Raw genomic sequence first — 15,344 nt, forward strand, 5'->3', positions numbered from 1 at the left:
GTTCACGTGCGCTTTGACCTGCTCCGCGGCCAGAAGGTCACCTTGAGGCGCTGCCAAGCACTGCTGCGTCTGACAGACCAGCGCTGCCGCAGTTGCGAACGCGAACGCCTTGCCCGGCTTGCCAAGGTACGCAACGCGGCAGCGGCAGCCCAGCACGCCGCCGTCATGTCATCGAGCCGCTACGCGGACCAGGTACTGGCCTCAACAATTTCTAAGGCGCAACAGCACCGCGCTGAACGGGCTGCGAAGTACTGGCAGCTGATGCGCGAGGGCAAAAGCAACGCCGAAGCATGCAGACTTCTCGGTATGCACAGACGAACCGGCACGCTGCTGCGGCGCGCCAATAACTACCAGATCCCTTCCCTCCAACCGCCGCCGGTAGCGGCTGGTCGCTACCTCGATGTCCGGGAACGGCTACGGATTGCGGACCTCTTGAACTTGGGACATTCTATGCGCCGGGTGGCCCGTGAACTGGGCCGTCAGCCCTCCACCATCAAACGAGAACTGGACCGCCACCGCGACGGCGAAGGGCGGTACCTGCCCCGCACGGCCGACCACGATGCCCGGCGGCAACGGGCCCGACCCAAAGCCCACAAACTCGCCGCCAACCCCGGGCTGCGCGGGCTCGTGCAACGCAAACTCAACCGCTGCTGGTCCCCGGATGAAATCTGCGGATGGATGAAGAGGACCTACCCCGATGACCCGTCATTGCGGCTCTGTCCCGAAACGATCTACCGGTCGCTGCTGCTGCGCGAGGGCCAAGGCCTGCACAAGCGCTACGCCACCAAGCTGCGCACCGGTCGACGAATCCGTAAGACCCGTTGGCGCATCCGCACGGGGCAAGGCTCACGGATCCGCAACATGACAATGATTGACCAGCGCCCGGCAGAGGTGGAAACACGGTTGGAAGCTGGCCATTGGGAAGGGGACTTGGTGCGCCACGAGGCGCTGTTTTACCGGGCGGAGGTGGAAGACCTTCGCCGTTGTGTTGTCGCAGTAGCATAACGAAGCTGGGGGCAGCCTGAACCGGGAAACGCCGGGGAGGGTGGCAAGCAGCCTGCGACAACGCCGGGACGGGCCAGTACTACCGAATGGTCCGGGTCCGGCAAGCAAGGCAGGAAGGTGTACGAGAGGAACCAGTGCTAAACGCTCCTCAAGTCTCCCGCCAGCTCAAATTCGGTGGATATGGGCTGGCCTGCGATGCGCACCGTCCCCTCATCACGGGGCGGGAACTTGGATGCCGGTTAAGATCGTTGGCATTCGAGGCCACGGTGAAGGCCTGCGGCGTAGCCGTGGCGATATCGCAGGGGCATAGCTGGGCGCCTAACCTGCCAATCGGTAAACAGTGAACGTGGGAACCGTCGTGCTGTTCCCGCACTTGTTCCTCATCCAGGGGTGCCAGTACGGGTGAGTGTGTTGTCCGCCGATCGCGGCATGACGGGGCGGAGGGGCCGTAGTAGTCCGAGCGGGGGAAAGCCTCGTACATGGCGAAGGGCCCCAGCGGATAGAAGCAGCAATTACTGCAGGAACGGAGGCGCTGGTGAATACCGGTGAACCGCTATGGGCTGACCTCGAAGAGGCAACCGCGCGGGTACGTGCGATGCAGACGAAGCTGCACCACTGGGCGGTCAATGAATCAGAGCGCCTGTTTGATGATGTGTTCAACCTCGTTTATGACCGGGACTTCCTCACCGTAGCGTGGGGTCGGGTCAAGGGAAATAAGGGTGCCCGAACTGCCGGAGTAGACCGGCGTATCCCGGCCCTGATCGGTGCCGGTGCCGAAGTTGTGGAGTTTCTGGGGCAGACACGGGAACAGTTGAAAACCCGTACGTTTGTCCCGCTGCCCGTGCGGGAACGGTTGATTCCGAAACCGGGCAGTAGCAAGCTGCGCAGGCTTGGCATTCCGACCGCGATGGATCGGGTCGTGCAGGCCTCCTTGGCGTTGGTGTTGGAACCGATCTTTGAGGCGGATTTCAAGCCGGTTAGTTACGGTTTCCGCCCCAAACGTCGGGCGCAGGATGCGATCGCCGAGATACACGCTTTGGGCACCAGCAGCTACCGCTGGGTGTTCGAGGCAGATATTCAGGCGTGTTTTGACGAGCTGAAGCACTCAGCAGTGCTGGAGCAAGTGCGTCAGCGCGTCACGGACAAACGCGTCCTGTTACTGATCAGCAGATTCCTCAAAGCGGGCGTGATGTCCGCCGACGGGAAGATCAAGCAATCCGATACCGGCACCCCGCAGGGCGGCATCATTTCGCCACTGCTGGCCAACATCGCGTTGTCGGTGCTGGACAGGCATTTCTGCGATAAATGGGATGCCCACCAGACATCACAGCGAAGAGACGCGCACCGCAAACGCGGCGGGGCCACCTACCGGATCATCCGCTATGCGGATGACTTCGTGATTATGGTGGCAGGAACCAAAGCCCATGCGGACGCGCTCTGGGACGAGGTCGCGGAGGTCGTAGCCCCGCTGGGGTTGCAGATCTCCGTTGATAAGTCCCGTGTTTGCCATCTCGACGAGGGGTTCGACTTCCTGGGTTTCCGCATCCAGCGGCGGCTCAAGAAAGGAACAACTAAGAGTTACGTCTACACCTACCCGTCCAAGAAATCGTTGCTGACGATTCTGGGGAAGGTGAGGGCGCTGACACGCAAATCAGAACACCATGGGCTGGCCGACCTGCTGGGCCGTCTCAATGCGGTCCTGCGGGGATGGTGCAACTATTTCCGCCATGGAGTGTCCAAAGCGACCTTCGGTTACCTCGATGCCTTTACCTGGCATCGGGTGACCCAATGGATCCGCAAACGACACAAACGTATTACCTGGCGGGAAATTTACCGGCGGTTCCTGACCGGAAGGCCTGGCAACCAGCCGGAAGCCGACGGGATCACCATGTTCGATACCGCCACCATACCGGTCACCCGGTATCGATGGCGCGGGCACAAAATCCCGTCACCATGGGCCCATACGGGCTAAGAGTGGCTATCCGTGGAGCGCCGGATGCGATGAGAGTCGCACGTCCGGTGCGGAGGGCGGGTCGGAGAAACGAACCGGGAGCAACCCCGCTATCGCGCTCCGGCCCGACCCTACGTCGTGGGGGTCGGTTCCGTCTCGGTAATGATGACCCTGAGGGAACAGAAAACCCAATATGGAATCATTGTCAACCTGCCCCAGGACCATACCGCAGCAAGCGTCAACGCCGCAGCCATCAGCGCGTTCGCCAAGCTGCCGCCATCCCTGAAACGCTCACTGACATGGGACCAAGGAGTGGAAATGGCCAGCCACGAGGAACTCACCAAAGCCAGCGGGGTTCCGGTGTATTTTTCCGAACGATCCAGCCCATGGCAACGCGGTGCAAACGAGAACTTCAACGGCCTCGCCGCCAGTATTTCCCGAAAGGCACCAACCTCGCCCTCCACAGCAACCAGCACGTCTCCCACGTGATGCGAGAACTCCTTGGCGTGCCGAATCTCCGTCAGGTCCCGGTTGAGCATGTCGTTACGGGTTATCTACAGACCGAACCGCTCTCGCTGTCACAGTTTCCACACGGGTGTGACACGCCCGGCCGAATTCCTCGCGATCGTAACCCGTTTTGGGTGCACGGCCCTTGACGGCCAACGTCTCCAGCAGCGCCAGAGCCCGCACACCGTATTCCGGCTGGTTCTGAGGGGCCACCGGATCCCCGGCTGCGGCAGCCACGTCGTCCCCATCTACCGGTGCCGTATCTGCCGGAGTCGGCGTCGGCGTGGGACTAGGTGTGGGAGTGGAGGTGACCGTCTGCATAGGTGTGGGAGACGGCGTCGCTGAGGAGGTCGGCTCGGCCACCGCCGTCGGAACGGTGTCCTCACCGGCAGGCAGAAGCGCTCCGCCGACCATTAGACCGACCAGGCTGAATCCGACAGTAACGAGAGCCACTTTCCTCCCTGTCAGCCCCGCCCACGAAGGACGACGGGTGATCAGCGAGTAGAGGCCGGTGAGCAGGGTGAGGATAGCGGCCATCATGATCGCGCCGCCAAGGCCCCCTAAGATGAGGCCGAGCACCGTGAGAAATAACCCAAAACCGACGGCGATGGGCAGGAGGACCCTGGCTTTCGGGCAGGCCGGAGTGGTGCGTTATTCATGAATTCATCCCCAGGTTAGTGTTGCTGCCGAAAGCATACACTGTGGCCCCTAGCATGCCGACCGACGCAAGACCACCCCGTTTTCATTCTCGTGGATAACCTGCCTCCAACCCACTACGCGTGGAATACTGAACAGCCAAAGGCACCAAACCGCCCGGAAGGGGTCGGAGTATGAGCGAGAACGTCGAAACCGAAGAGAAAAAGGAGCTCAAACGGGCTATGGGGCCCAAGCTCCTCCTCCTGTTCATCGTCGGCGATATCCTGGGCACAGGCGTTTACGCACTGACCGGCAAGGTCGCCGGAGAAGTGGGCGGTGCCGCGTGGGCACCCATCCTGCTGGCCTTCGCCGTGGCCACCGTGACCGCTTTCTCCTATCTGGAGCTCGTCACCAAATACCCACAGGCTGCAGGCGCTGCTCTCTATACGCACAAAGCGTTCGGCATTCACTTCGTCACGTTCCTCGTGACGTTCGCCGTCCTCAGCTCCGGCATCACCTCAGCCGCCACTGCTTCAAAGTTCCTCGCCGAGAACTTCATCATCGGCTTCGATCTGGACTGGGGACCCACCGGGGTCACCGCTATTGCTGTCACCTTCATCGTTGTCCTGGCGCTGATCAACCTCCGCGGCGTCGGCGAGAGCATCAAGTTCAACGTGGTGCTCACGCTCATAGAGCTCACCGGTCTGCTGATCGTTATCGTCATCGGGTTCTGGGCCATGAGCCAGGGCAACGTGGACTTCAGCAACGTGGTTGTCTTCGAAGCCGAAGCGAACAAGGGCGTCTTCCTGGCCATTACCGCCGCCACATCGTTGGCGTTCTTCTCCATGGTTGGCTTCGAGGACTCCGTCAACATGGCCGAAGAAACTCACAACCCCGTCAAGATCTTCCCCAAAGTCATGCTGACCGGCCTGTCCATCACGGCCGTCGTCTACGTGCTGGTGTCCATCACCGCCGTCGCAATCGTCCCTATCGGCCGGCTCTCCGAAAGCGCGACGCCGCTACTGGAGGTGGTGCAGGTAGGCGCCCCCGGAATCCCGGTGGACGTGATTTACCCGTTCCTGTCTATCTTCGCCGTCGCCAACACAGCTCTCATCAACATGCTGATGGCCAGCCGCCTCATCTACGGCATGGCCAAACAAGACGTCCTCCCCCGCTCACTCAGCAAGGTGCTCCCCGGCCGCCGGTCCCCCTGGGCCGCCATCATCTTCACAACGGCGATCGCCGCCGCCCTCATCATCACCGTCACCAACTTCATGGGCAGTGAGACCGTGAGCGCGCTCGGCGGGACAACCGCTTTACTGCTGCTCATTGTCTTCACGGTGGTCAATATTGCCTGCATCGTCCTGCGCCGGAAGCCTATTGACCGCGACCATTTCAAAGCACCGAAAATCCTGCCCTATATTGGCGCCATCACCTGTGCGTTCCTCGTGGGACCGTGGGCGCAGGACCCCATCGAATACCAGATCGCAGGCGTGATGCTGGCCCTGGGCGTCGTCCTCTGGGCTCTCAACTGGCTCTGGAACCGAAGCGTGCGGGCCAAGAGAACCCGCTTCAGCGATCCCGAAAACCTAGACGCCTGAGACTAAGAAGGAGATACCCATGGGCATAGTTGTAGGATACCGAGCCACCCCCGAGGGCAAAGCAGCCCTGAAATACGCCCTTGAACTCGCCGCGGAGAAGGCCACCCGGCTCATCGTGGTCAGTGCAAACCGCAAAGGCCCTTCCCCAGCGGACAACCAAGAGCTCCAGGACCTGCTCAACGGCTCCGGGGTGGACCACGAACTGATGGAGATCGTCGGCGATTATGACCCAGCTGAGGAAATACTCGAAGCCGCCAGTGAACAGAATGCTGAACTAGTGGTCATCGGCATGCGGAGAAGGACTCCTGTGGGCAAACTGTTCATGGGAAGTACGGCTCAACGCATCCTTCTCGAGGCTGAATGCCCGGTTCTGGCCATCAAGGCCAACCGCCACTGAGCGACCAATAGCAGAGCCTTTCTGCCACGAATGGCCTTTCCTGTAAAAGAGGGTATGGTCATGGGCAACGGGCAGATTACCCCCGCCCGCGGAGGGAAAGGAAAATCTCTGTGAAAACACCAAGCAACCCCGCAGCAAAGAAGGCTGCAACCAAGTCACTGAAGGAAAAACGCGCTGAGAAGCGGGCCAAGCACGACGACGAGCCAAAGGCCCACAAGCGCTAGGTTCCTGTTCTGCCCTCAGCGGTAGACACCACAATGTGGTGCAGCGACAGGAACGTGGTTCGTCAACCACTTACCTGCAGCTGCGCCACATTTTTGTCCAAAGGACCTAAGAGAACTTACGCCCGGTGAGCCGCTCATACGCCTCAACGTAGCGCTCGCGGGTGCGGCGCACGACGTCCTCGGGCAACTCAGGAGGCTGTTCCCCTGAATGCCGATCCCAACCGGACTCAGCAGAGGTGAGCCAATCGCGCAAGTACTGCTTGTCAAAGGAAGGCTGCGGCCGTCCAGGCTCGTAGTCCTCAACGTCCCAGAACCGCGACGAATCCGGTGTCAGAACCTCATCGCCAAGAATGACAGCACCCGTGGCAGGATCCAGCCCAAATTCCACTTTGGTGTCCCCGAGAATAATGCCCCGGTCCCGGGCGATTGCCTCGGCCTGCGTGTAGATTTCCAGGGTCAACCGTCGCAGCGTATCGGCGGTCTCCGCCCCGACCCGCTCAACAACACCGTCGTAGGCAATGTTCTCGTCATGCTCGCCCACCTCGGCCTTCGCTGACGGCGTGAAGATGGCCGGCTCCAACCGGGACCCGTCCACAAGCCCCTCGGGCAACAGCAGCCCGCACACCGTCCGGGATTCGCGGTATTCCAACAAGCCAGAGCCGGTGAGGTAGCCGCGGGCAATGCACTCCACGGGATACATGGCCAAGTGCCGACAGATCATGGCGCGGCCAGCAACAGCCGCCGGAACGCCGTCGGCCACTTCAGAGGCAATGACGTGGTTGGGCACGTCCAACTGTTCAAACCACCACAGGCTCAACTGGGTCAGGATGGTGCCCTTGTCTGGAATTTCACTGGCCAGTACGTGGTCGTAGGCACTGATCCGGTCGCTGGCCACCACGAGCACCCGGTCCGCGGCCTCGCCGGGCTCCAGAGGCACATACAGGTCACGGACTTTGCCGGAATAGACGTGCTTCCAGCCGGGCAACTCCGCCGCGACGGCGTCCAAGCCCTTCACAGCAGTCTGCCTTCGACAGTGGCACCCGTGGGGACTGACGCGTCCAAAGAGACAGGCGCATCCAAAGACACTGACCGTGTGGAGGCACTCGGCACGTGGACCATCCCTCTGGATGCCTTCAACGCAATATCGATCCGATGCTGTGACCCAGCAAGCTCAATCAGGTTCACGCCCTTGTATGCGAGCTCACGGGCTTCCTCGAGCCCGTCGCCCAGAGCCACCACAGCAAGCACACGCCCACCAGCGCTGACCACGTGACCCTCATCGTCGAGCGCTGTCCCCGCATGCAGCACCTGAACATCCTCAAGTGCTTCAGCGTCATCGAGCCCTGAAATGCGGTTCCCGACTCGCGGTTTGTCCGGATAGTTCTCAGAGGCGACGACGACGGCGACGGCGGTCCGATTGCTCCAGTGCAACTGCTCGGCCTCATCAAGTTCGCCCGTGGCCGCAGCCAGCAGCAGCCCGCCCAGCGGTGTGCGCAGCCGGGCCAAAACGGCCTGAGTCTCCGGATCCCCAAAGCGTGCGTTGAACTCGATGACCCGTAGGCCGCGCGAAGTCATCGCCAGGCCGCAGTACAGGACGCCGACGAAAGGCGTTCCGCGGCAGGCCATCTCATCAATCGTGGGTTGGGCAACGCGGCTGATGACTTCATCAACGAGGTTCGACGGCGCCCACGGAAGCGGTGAATAAGCGCCCATGCCGCCGGTGTTGGGGCCGGCGTCGTCGTCCCCTATCCGCTTGAAATCCTGGGCCGGGGCCAGCGGCAGCACGCTACGACCATCTGAGAGCACAAACAGGGACACCTCCGGGCCGTCGAGGAATTCCTCGATGACCACGGTGCCGCCAGCGGCGAAGCATTCCTGGGCGTGAGCCAGTGCTACAGCACGGTCCTCGGTGACCACAACGCCCTTACCTGCGGCGAGGCCGTCGTCCTTGACAACATATGGTGCACCAAAAGTGTCCAGCGCTTCTTCAGCTTCGGCGCTCGCGGTAGCCACCCGGGCCATCGCCGTCGGCACATTCGCTGCGGCCATGATCTGTTTCGCGAACGCCTTCGAAGCCTCAAGCTGGGCGGCCTCACGCGACGGGCCGAAAACGGGAATCCCTGCCTCGCGCAATGCATCGGCCACACCGGCAGCCAGCGGCGCCTCCGGTCCCACAACCACCAGCCCGACGGCGAGCTTCCGGGCCAGATTAGTCACGGCTTCCGGGTTGGACGCATCCACCGGGTGGACGCTCACATCCGATGCGATTCCTGCGTTACCCGGCGCGGAATGAACCTCGTCAACGGCGGGATCGCGGAGCAGTGCGCGGATAATTGCGTGTTCGCGGCCGCCTGGGCCGATCACTAGAACCTTCACAAGGCCCAAGCGTACCCTTGGGTGAACCGGCTCCTGAAGTTGTTAACGCAATGGAGACCAAGCCAAAGACGCCCGCGCTCCGAATAATACGTATGAAGAAACTCTTGAGGACCAATGCGCTGCCCGCACTCTCTGGTGTGGTGGCTGCCGGGGTGGTACTCGGGATCGCCGAGTTGGTGGCGGCTTTCTTCACGGCACGAGCGACGCCGCTGATTGCGCTGGGCTCCACGTTCATCGACTTCACGCCCGGATGGTTGAAAGATTTCGCCATCGAAACGTTCGGCACCAATGACAAGGCGGCCCTGTTCGTAGGGATGGCGGTGACGATCCTCGTCATGGCCATGATGTTGGGTGTCCTGGCGTTCCGACGCTGGCTGTGGGGAGCACTCGGAGTGGTGCTGCTGGGCGTTATCATCCTGGCCAGTGTCCTCACCCGCGCGGGTGCCGGACCAGCAGACGCTCTACCCACCGTCGTCGGAACGGTGGCGGGCTTCTTTGCGCTGCGCTGGATGATCAACAACCTCAAAGCCGACGACGGCGCTGACCCTGATGCTTCGGAGGCAGGCTCGACACGACGCAAGTTCTTTGTTGCCGCTGGCGTATCGACCGCCGTCGCACTGGTTGCTGCCGGTGGCGGACGAGTATTGGGCGCGGCCAGACGAAATGTTCTAGAGTTCCGCGACGCGTTGAAACTCCCCCGGCCCAGCAAACCCGCGCCACCGCTGCCGGATAACCTTCACCCCGACATCGAGGGCGTGGTCCCGTGGCAGACCCCCAATAAGGACTTCTACCGCATCGACACAGCCCTGAGCGTTCCGCAGGTGGACGCCCAGACGTGGGAGTTGCGGGTGCACGGCATGGTGGAGGAAGAGTTCACCATGAATTTTCAGGAACTACTCGACGCCGACCTACTGGAAACATTCGTGACTCTTACCTGTGTGTCCAACCCGCTGGGCGGCGATCTTGCAGGCAACGCGAAATGGCTCGGCTACCCGTTGCGCAAGGTTCTCGAGCGAGCGCGTCCGCTGAAGGACGCGGACATGGTGCTTTCGACCAGTATCGACGGGTTCAGCGCATCCACCCCTATCGAAGTGTTGCAGGATGACCGCAACGCGATCCTCGCCGTCGGGATGAATGACAAACCTCTCCCTCTGGAGCATGGCTATCCGGTACGGATGGTTGTTCCGGGACTCTACGGATTTGTCTCGGCTACCAAGTGGGTCGTTGAGCTGGAAGTTACCCGATTCGATAAGAAAACGGCCTACTGGACAGAGCGCGGGTGGTCAGAGCGCGGCCCCATCAAGACCATGTCTCGTCTTGAGGTGCCCTCCTCGTTCCAGAAAGTCCCCGCAGGCAAGGTTGCCATTGGAGGAACAGCCTGGGCTCAGACGCGCGGCATTTCCGCAGTGGAAGTACAACTCGACGACGGCGATTGGGAGAAGGTCACCCTCAACGCCGAAGCCTCCGTGGACACCTGGCGCCAGTGGCACCACTCCATCACCGTAGATTCCGGACTCCACACTCTGCGGACGCGGGCAACGGATGCCGTCAACGGCGTGCAGACCGACGAGCGCGCCGGCACGGTGCCCAACGGCGCCTCCGGCTGGCAGTCCGTCCAGTTCACCGCCGAGTAACCCTAGACTGGATTCATGCCTGAAACTTTCACTGCTGCCAACGCTGTTGAGCTCGCCGTTGTCGAGCGCAATGGATTCATCGAATCCCGTCATATCGGGTCCGCCGTCGTCATGTCCGCTGACGGAGACGTGGTCACGGAACTGGGGGATATCACAGCCCCCATTTTTCCGCGCTCTACGCTGAAACCGTTTCAGGCCATTGCCTCCATGCAGTCCGGTGTCCCCCTGCGCGGGGCGCAGGTGGCGTTGGCCGCCGCCAGCCACGTGGGCTCCCACGAGCACATGGACGTCGTCCGCAGCATGCTCGCCGGCGCAGGCCTCACCGAGGAAGATCTACAGTGCCCGGCAGACTGGCCGCAGGACGAGGAAGCACGCAACTGGCTGGTCCGCACCGAAAAGGGCAAACAGCGCGTGGCGTTCAACTGCTCCGGCAAACACGCCGCGTTCCTCTGGGCCTGCGTCGAAAACGGCTGGGACACCAAAACCTACCTTGAGCCCAACCACCCCCTTCAACAGCGGGTCATGGAAGTCATCGAGGAGTTCACCGGCGAGAAGGTGGAGCACATCGCTATCGACGGCTGCGGTGCACCGGTGGGAGCGGTCTCACTCACGGGTCTGGCACGCGGTGTCTCGCGGCTGGCGAAGGCACCCTCGAACAAGGCGAGCAACGCGCGTGCCGCCACGGTCGCCACCGCCATGCTGGATTACCCCTGGGCGGTTCAGGGCAAGGGCACCGAAAACACTGTGGTCATGGATGAGCTGGGGATCATCGCGAAGCTTGGCGCTGAAGGCGTCATGATCATGGGCACACCAACGGGCGTATCCGTCGCCGTCAAAATTCTTGATGGCAGCCCACGCGCGGCCACACTGGTGGCGCTGAGCCTGCTGGTCTCCGCTGGCGCCGTCGATGCCGACGCTGTGGGCCCGGTACTGGACAAAGTGGTCCGCCCCATACTCGGCAAGGGCCAGCCCGTGGGACGAATCCGCCTCGGCAGTGCGGTCATGGCACAGCTGGATCGCCAGCAGGCCTAGGAGAACAGGGCATGGCACGACGTCGGATCTCAGCGGCAGATGGTCGCTCCGCGCTGGCTGCAGTGGGCGGGGCTCGTGAACCTCTGCCGGACAGGAACACCACGGCAACGGCCGTCCGCTACACCCTGGAGGAGCTCGCGCACCGTGCGCCGGGCAACAGCGTGGAAGTCCGGGTGCCACCCCATGGCGTGACCCAGTGCATCGAGGGCCCGCGCCATACCCGCGGAACACCGCCCAACGTCGTCGAAACCGACGCCGGCACCTGGTTGGCGTTGGTGACCGGCAACACCACGTGGGCGGACGCAGTCCGTGCTGGCAAAGTTGCCGCCTCTGGTCAACGATCTGGGCTGGCGGATGTCCTGCCCCTGTTCCCTTCTACAGACGATAGAATTAGCGAATGAGTGAATCACAGACACCACAACGACGTCAGGTCACCATCCGGCGCGCACCCAAATTCGGTGTCTTCCTGGCGCTCGGTGTCATGCTCGCATTCATTGTCGCCATGATTTTTGCCCTGACTGGACCCGAGAGCGCAGAGCACAGCCGCTTTGCCATTCTGGGTTTCTTCACGACGATCCTCGCCGTACCGGGTGTGGCAGTGGGAGCCTTGGCAGCGCTGATCCTGGACCGTATCAGCGTGCGAAAGTCACGCGAAGCCACTGTTGAAGCCATCGACGAAGAAGAAGACCAAACCTACCCTCCTTCGTGAGAGAATAAGCACATGGCGCGCGGCGATGGAATGCTCACTCATGACCTCAACCCTGGCGAAAAGGGCCCACAGGATGCCTGTGGCGTATTCGGTGTATGGGCTCCCGGCGAAGAAGTTGCGAAACTCACCTACTACGGTCTGTACGCGTTGCAACACCGCGGTCAGGAATCAGCCGGAATAGCTACCGGCGACGGCGAACGCATCCGTGTCTACAAGGACATGGGCCTCGTATCTCAGGTCTTCGACGAAAGTACGCTCAATACCCTGACCGGGCACATCGCGGTAGGCCATTGCCGCTACTCAACCACCGGTTCATCACACTGGTCCAACGCCCAGCCCACCCTTGGCGCAACCTCTCAGGGCGCCGTCGCGCTGGCCCACAACGGCAACCTCACCAACTCCGCGGACCTCTACGACATGGTGATCGAGCGTCATGGCAAGCCGCGCAGCGGTGAATTGGCGCAGGGAAACACCACGGACACAGCCCTCGTGACGGCTCTGCTTGCAGGCGACGACGGCAAAACCCTTGAAGAGACCGCGCTGGAGCTTCTTCCCAAAATTGTTGGCGCGTTCTGCTTCGTTTTCATGGACGAAGGAACTCTGTACGCGGCACGGGACCAGCACGGCGTCCGTCCGCTCGTCCTCGGACGCTTGGAACGCGGTTGGGTAGTAGCCTCCGAAGGCTCCGCCCTGGCCACCGTTGGCGCCAGCTACATCCGCGACATCGAACCGGGTGAGTTCATCGCCATCGACGAGGATGGCATCCGCTCGGAGCGCTTCGCCAAGCCAACGCCGGCGTCCTGTGTCTTCGAATATGTGTACCTGGCCCGCCCAGACGCCGTCCTTAGCGGCCGTTCCGTCTACGAATCGCGGGTGGAGATGGGGCGCCAGCTCGCACGCGAGAACGCGGCGGAAGCCGACGTCGTCATCCCCGTTCCTGAATCTGGTACACCCGCGGCCGTTGGCTTTGCCGAAGCATCCGGCATCCCCTTTGCCCACGGTTTTGTGAAGAACGCCTACGTTGGCCGAACGTTCATCCAACCCAGCCAAACGCTGCGGCAGTTGGGCATCAAGCTGAAGCTCAACCCACTTGAATCCGTCATCCGTGGCAAGCGCGTCGTCGTCGTCGATGACTCAATTGTCCGCGGCAACACCCAGCGTGCCGTGGTCCGCATGCTGCGTGAAGTGGGTGCCGCCGAAGTGCATGTGAAGATCTCCTCGCCACCCATCCAGTGGCCATGCTTCTACGGAATTGACTTCGCTTCACGGGCCGAACTCATCGCCAACGGCGCGAACGCGGCTGAAATTGCCGCATCGATCGGCGCTGACAGTCTCGCCTATCTCTCCGCGGAGGGCATGATCGAAGCCACCCGCCAGCCCCGAAAGAATCTCTGCACGGCGTGCTTCACCGGTGAGTACCCCATCCCGCTTTCATCCGAGGAACGCCGCGGCAAGAACCTCCTGGAACGTGGCACCACGGATGCCGCCGCCGATCCTGTCATTGACCCAACGGTTGATCCAGCGGAGAAGCCAGGCGCCACCGGGTGCGATCCCGGACCGGACGCCGAATTCGACGACTTCCTGACCGACGCTGACAAGAGAGAATCCGTATGAGCCAGCCAGTCCCCAGCCAGATCACCTATGCCTCCGCAGGCGTCGATGTCGAAGCCGGAGACCGCGCGGTGGACCTGATGAAGGATGCGGTAAAGGCCACGCATAACTCAAGCGTGGTCGGAGGCTTCGGTGGATTTGCAGGGCTGTTCGACGTCTCTCGGCTTCTCACCTACCGTCAGCCGCTCCTGGCCACGTCCACCGACGGTGTGGGCACCAAAGTGGCCATTGCGCAGGCCATGGACATTCACGACACCATCGGGTTTGACCTGGTGGGCATGGTCGTGGACGACATTGTGGTGGTCGGCGCGGAGCCCCTGTTCATGACGGACTACATTGCCTGCGGCAAGGTGGACCCGCAGCGAATCGCGGATATTGTGCGCGGAATCGCAGCCGCCTGTTCCGTTGCTGGCACGGCCCTGGTTGGCGGGGAAACCGCTGAGCACCCCGGGCTCCTGGGCGAGCACGAGTACGACGTCGCCGGAGCGGCAACTGGTGTTGTTGAGGCAGACAGGCTCCTGGGGCCGGAACGGGTACGCGCAGGAGACGTAGTCATTGGTATGGCGTCCTCCGGCATCCACTCCAACGGATACTCTCTGGTCCGCCGCGTCATCAACCACGTCGGGTGGCAGCTGGACCGTCAGGTCTCCGAGCTGGGCCGAACGCTCGGCGAGGAGCTATTGGAACCCACACGGGTCTACGCCGCCGACTGCCTGGACCTGGCACGTCAGTTCCCCGTGTCCGAAGCAGCAGCAGTGCACGGTTTCAGCCACGTCACCGGCGGTGGCCTTGCTGCAAACCTCGCCCGTGTTCTGCCCCAGGGACTCGAAGCCACAGTAGACCGCACCACCTGGTCACTGCCGCCGGTCTTCAGCTTGGTCTCCCAACTCGGCAACGTGCCGCTGCCGGATCTGGAACGCACGTTGAACCTCGGCGTCGGCATGGTCGCGATCGTCTCGGTAGAAGCCGCAGATGCCGCCGTCGCTCGGCTGAGCTCTCGGGGCGTGCCCGCATGGGTTATGGGTAGGGTTGCGGCTGCAGACTCTGCGCTGTCCACGGACGGACCGGACTACGTGCAGGGCGCCAAGGGTGTCAACGGCGGATCCGTGCGGATGGTCGGCACCTTCGCCTGAACAGAGTGACCATTGGTCATTCATGGTGGTTTCAACCGCGACTAACCCACCAGGAGTGACTAATCGTCACTCAATTGATCGTGGGGCGTGAAAACGGGGCTGTTAACGAGCTGAAGCGGTGTGTCCGGATGTTAGTCCTGGATACACCGCTGCTCGCGTCGTGTCGGCGTTAGCTCTTGCGGAGAATGTACAGAAGGCGATCAGCCGATGCGGCGAGTACCGTCTTCTTCTTCCTCCACATACGTGTCCGCGTACTTGTCTGCATAATCTGAGTAGTCCGGTTCTGGTGGACCCTCTGCATAAGACGAGGAACTGTGACCCTTGGCGTCCAGCTCACGCTGAAGCGCCGAGTAGTCGGTCGCGGGACTAAAGTACTTGATGTCCCGTGCTTGCTTTGTAGCTTTTGCCTTTTGACGGCCGCGCCCCATGGCGTGACCCCCTTTTTACGTCGATCCGGAGGTGGGCAACCGGCACTAGGCCGTGGGCGTTGCGGCCCCGGAATATCTGATCAATTCTGTCGTATCTCTA

Annotated in this window: 15 protein-coding genes; 11 read left to right on the forward strand and 4 right to left on the reverse strand. The window is 62.0% G+C overall.

The window, feature by feature from the left end; translation table 11 throughout:
* The first annotated feature begins 6 nt into the window (after positions 1-6).
* The 3 genes from JOE65_RS14365 (at position 7) to JOE65_RS14375 (ending at position 3,445) form a co-directional block, all read left to right on the forward strand.
* The gene (locus JOE65_RS14365) at positions 7-1,005 is read left to right on the forward strand and encodes an IS30 family transposase (RefSeq protein ID WP_205163827.1); all 999 of its coding nucleotides are present in this window, start codon (positions 7-9) and stop codon (positions 1,003-1,005) included.
* 535 nt (positions 1,006-1,540) lie between these two features.
* Positions 1,541-2,977, forward strand: coding sequence for a group II intron reverse transcriptase/maturase (ltrA, locus tag JOE65_RS14370; protein ID WP_338021659.1), 1,437 nt, complete (start codon positions 1,541-1,543; stop codon positions 2,975-2,977).
* A 141-nt stretch (positions 2,978-3,118) separates the two neighbouring features.
* Entirely contained in the window at positions 3,119-3,445 is a 327-nt protein-coding gene (locus tag JOE65_RS14375; RefSeq protein WP_239536741.1) for an IS30 family transposase, read from the forward strand.
* 54 nt (positions 3,446-3,499) lie between these two features.
* On the opposite strand, the gene JOE65_RS14380 is transcribed toward JOE65_RS14375, so the two are convergent.
* The gene (locus JOE65_RS14380; RefSeq protein WP_205163828.1) at positions 3,500-4,042 is read right to left on the reverse strand and encodes a hypothetical protein; all 543 of its coding nucleotides are present in this window, start codon (positions 4,040-4,042) and stop codon (positions 3,500-3,502) included.
* 251 nt (positions 4,043-4,293) lie between these two features.
* Here JOE65_RS14380 and JOE65_RS14385 point away from each other — a divergent pair, with 251 nt between their 5' ends.
* A complete protein-coding gene (locus tag JOE65_RS14385) occupies positions 4,294-5,700 on the forward strand; it encodes an APC family permease (protein ID WP_239536742.1) in 1,407 nt (468 codons plus the stop codon).
* A gap of 19 nt (positions 5,701-5,719) precedes the next feature.
* Positions 5,720-6,097, forward strand: a complete 378-nt coding sequence (locus tag JOE65_RS14390; protein WP_205163829.1) for a universal stress protein — start codon at positions 5,720-5,722, stop codon at positions 6,095-6,097.
* Positions 6,098-6,427: 330 nt separating this feature from the next.
* Here JOE65_RS14390 and JOE65_RS14395 read toward each other — a convergent pair whose 3' ends face one another.
* Both JOE65_RS14395 and purD read right to left on the reverse strand, forming a co-directional pair.
* Complete coding sequence (locus JOE65_RS14395) at positions 6,428-7,336, reverse strand: phosphoribosylaminoimidazolesuccinocarboxamide synthase (RefSeq protein ID WP_205163830.1); 909 nt, start codon at positions 7,334-7,336, stop codon at positions 6,428-6,430.
* Positions 7,333-8,697, reverse strand: coding sequence for a phosphoribosylamine--glycine ligase (gene purD / locus JOE65_RS14400; RefSeq protein ID WP_205163831.1), 1,365 nt, complete (start codon positions 8,695-8,697; stop codon positions 7,333-7,335). The genes JOE65_RS14395 and purD overlap by 4 nt, the downstream gene beginning before the upstream one ends.
* A gap of 92 nt (positions 8,698-8,789) precedes the next feature.
* Between purD and JOE65_RS14405 the strand changes: the two genes are divergently transcribed.
* The 6 genes from JOE65_RS14405 to purM are packed head-to-tail and all read left to right on the forward strand — an operon-like array spanning position 8,790 to position 14,816.
* Positions 8,790-10,331, forward strand: coding sequence for a molybdopterin-dependent oxidoreductase (locus JOE65_RS14405; RefSeq protein ID WP_205163832.1), 1,542 nt, complete (start codon positions 8,790-8,792; stop codon positions 10,329-10,331).
* 15 nt (positions 10,332-10,346) lie between these two features.
* Entirely contained in the window at positions 10,347-11,363 is a 1,017-nt protein-coding gene (locus tag JOE65_RS14410) for an asparaginase (RefSeq protein ID WP_205163833.1), read from the forward strand.
* A gap of 11 nt (positions 11,364-11,374) precedes the next feature.
* Positions 11,375-11,764, forward strand: coding sequence for a sterol carrier family protein (locus JOE65_RS14415; protein WP_205163834.1), 390 nt, complete (start codon positions 11,375-11,377; stop codon positions 11,762-11,764).
* The gene (locus tag JOE65_RS14420; protein ID WP_205163835.1) at positions 11,761-12,072 is read left to right on the forward strand and encodes a hypothetical protein; all 312 of its coding nucleotides are present in this window, start codon (positions 11,761-11,763) and stop codon (positions 12,070-12,072) included. Before JOE65_RS14415 ends, JOE65_RS14420 begins: the two co-directional genes overlap by 4 nt.
* Before the next feature lie 12 nt (positions 12,073-12,084).
* The gene (gene purF, locus JOE65_RS14425; RefSeq protein ID WP_205163836.1) at positions 12,085-13,686 is read left to right on the forward strand and encodes an amidophosphoribosyltransferase; all 1,602 of its coding nucleotides are present in this window, start codon (positions 12,085-12,087) and stop codon (positions 13,684-13,686) included.
* Positions 13,683-14,816 carry a phosphoribosylformylglycinamidine cyclo-ligase gene (gene purM / locus JOE65_RS14430; protein ID WP_205163837.1) on the forward strand — a complete coding sequence of 378 codons (1,134 nt, stop codon included), beginning with the start codon at positions 13,683-13,685 and terminating at the stop codon, positions 14,814-14,816. Before purF ends, purM begins: the two co-directional genes overlap by 4 nt.
* A 200-nt stretch (positions 14,817-15,016) precedes the next feature.
* On the opposite strand, the gene JOE65_RS14435 is transcribed toward purM, so the two are convergent.
* Positions 15,017-15,244 carry a DUF3073 domain-containing protein gene (locus tag JOE65_RS14435; protein ID WP_205163838.1) on the reverse strand — a complete coding sequence of 76 codons (228 nt, stop codon included), beginning with the start codon at positions 15,242-15,244 and terminating at the stop codon, positions 15,017-15,019.
* Positions 15,245-15,344: the final 100 nt, after the last annotated feature.

The sequence above is a fragment of the Arthrobacter roseus genome, assembly GCF_016907875.1.
Classification (GTDB): domain Bacteria; phylum Actinomycetota; class Actinomycetes; order Actinomycetales; family Micrococcaceae; genus Arthrobacter_J; species Arthrobacter_J roseus.

Coding starts and splice junctions, on each gene's coding strand:
- JOE65_RS14375 (WP_239536741.1), top strand. CDS start 3,119: ATGATGACCCTGAGGGAACAGAAAACCCAATATGGAATCATTGTCAAC.
- JOE65_RS14385 (WP_239536742.1), top strand. CDS start 4,294: ATGAGCGAGAACGTCGAAACCGAAGAGAAAAAGGAGCTCAAACGGGCT.
- JOE65_RS14390 (WP_205163829.1), top strand. CDS start 5,720: ATGGGCATAGTTGTAGGATACCGAGCCACCCCCGAGGGCAAAGCAGCC.
- JOE65_RS14405 (WP_205163832.1), top strand. CDS start 8,790: ATGAAGAAACTCTTGAGGACCAATGCGCTGCCCGCACTCTCTGGTGTG.
- JOE65_RS14410 (WP_205163833.1), top strand. CDS start 10,347: ATGCCTGAAACTTTCACTGCTGCCAACGCTGTTGAGCTCGCCGTTGTC.
- JOE65_RS14415 (WP_205163834.1), top strand. CDS start 11,375: ATGGCACGACGTCGGATCTCAGCGGCAGATGGTCGCTCCGCGCTGGCT.
- JOE65_RS14420 (WP_205163835.1), top strand. CDS start 11,761: ATGAGTGAATCACAGACACCACAACGACGTCAGGTCACCATCCGGCGC.
- purF (WP_205163836.1), top strand. CDS start 12,085: ATGGCGCGCGGCGATGGAATGCTCACTCATGACCTCAACCCTGGCGAA.
- purM (WP_205163837.1), top strand. CDS start 13,683: ATGAGCCAGCCAGTCCCCAGCCAGATCACCTATGCCTCCGCAGGCGTC.
- JOE65_RS14435 (WP_205163838.1), bottom strand. CDS start 15,244: ATGGGGCGCGGCCGTCAAAAGGCAAAAGCTACAAAGCAAGCACGGGAC.